This is a genomic window from Alphaproteobacteria bacterium, assembly GCA_025800285.1.
GTDB lineage: Bacteria > Pseudomonadota > Alphaproteobacteria > JAOXRX01 > JAOXRX01 > JAOXRX01.
Genome location: JAOXRX010000058.1, coordinates 1 through 524, shown reverse-complemented (window position 1 = coordinate 524; position 524 = coordinate 1). Strand labels below are relative to the sequence as shown.

Below are 524 nucleotides of genomic sequence, written 5' to 3'. Positions count from 1 at the left end.
AGGATTTACTAACTCTAGTGTTGCTGTTGCCATATTGTAATATAAATTATTTTAGATAAAAAATAATTTATATCATTTATAAGTTTCTTTCATCAAGTCTTTTAACTTTTGATAGTAATTTTCTAAATGTTCTTTTGATGGTTTTGATAGATTGGGTCTATACAATTCATTCTGTATTCTATCCATTTCATTTTGATAGTTTGCTCGTTTGTTTCCTTCAATCATATCTTTTCTTAACATTAACATCCCTTCACGAGCACTTCTTAATTTCATTTCCTTATGTAAATGCTCTAAATATCTTGTATCTGCCATAAATGGGTTAAAGTTCATCATGGTTGTATGTAGATTGCTTCGCGTGTTTTTCTTGTTGTTGCTTTTCTTCTTGAAACCGAACATTATCTATATTATTATTTTAGATAATATTTTTAATCATAAACGACAGCACCGCTTTCTCTCAATTCAAGCACGCTCTCTGATGTTAAATGTGTAAAGATTTCTTGGATTTGTTCATTCGCGGCCAATGC

1 protein-coding gene is annotated in these 524 nt (G+C 29.6%); it reads right to left on the bottom strand.

The annotated features are described in order from the left end of the window. Nucleotides 1–72: 72 nt before the first annotated feature. Complete coding sequence (locus tag OIF36_02715; protein MCV6599375.1) at nucleotides 73–396, bottom strand: hypothetical protein; 324 nt, start codon at nucleotides 394–396, stop codon at nucleotides 73–75. Between the last annotated feature and the right edge of the window lie 128 nt (nucleotides 397–524).

What these genes read in the sequence shown, in the direction of transcription:
- OIF36_02715 (MCV6599375.1), bottom strand. Translation starts at nt 396, where the DNA reads ATGTTCGGTTTCAAGAAGAAAAGCAACAACAAGAAAAACACGCGAAGC.